The following is a 373-nucleotide window of genomic DNA, read 5'->3' on the forward strand; positions in this document are numbered from 1 at the left end:
CCCCTCCTCGAATCCGGCGAGCGTCGCGGCACCTGGTACGTCTCGGCGCGTGGAGTGCAGGTAGCAGTGAGCGTGCAGGCGAGCTGCGACGCAGTGGCCCAAACCTGTTGCGGTTTCGGCAAACCCGAGCACGACGACGTCGACACCCTCACCGAGGGTTGTCCGCACCAGATCGCCGAGGTCGTCGGCAGCGCCGATGACCACGGACGGCTCGGTGGGCACGTGCTTTCCCAGCACGGTGGACACCAGCAGATGAGCGCGACGCGGATTCCGCCGAAGTCCCGGGATCACCAGATCGGGCACCGAATGCCCGAGTGACGAATCACCGTGAACGAGGTCCAAGCCGAATTCTGCTGTAGCCCAGGGAACGTCC

1 protein-coding gene is annotated in these 373 nt (G+C 66.0%); it reads right to left on the bottom strand.

Annotated elements, in window-relative coordinates:
- Positions 1–342: phosphoribosyltransferase domain-containing protein (locus AC1D1Y_RS26850; RefSeq protein ID WP_477685018.1), on the bottom strand; the 342-nt coding region annotated here is incomplete at its 3' end.
- Positions 343–373: the final 31 nt, after the last annotated feature.

Source organism: Polaromonas sp. P1_G1, from assembly GCF_056405595.1.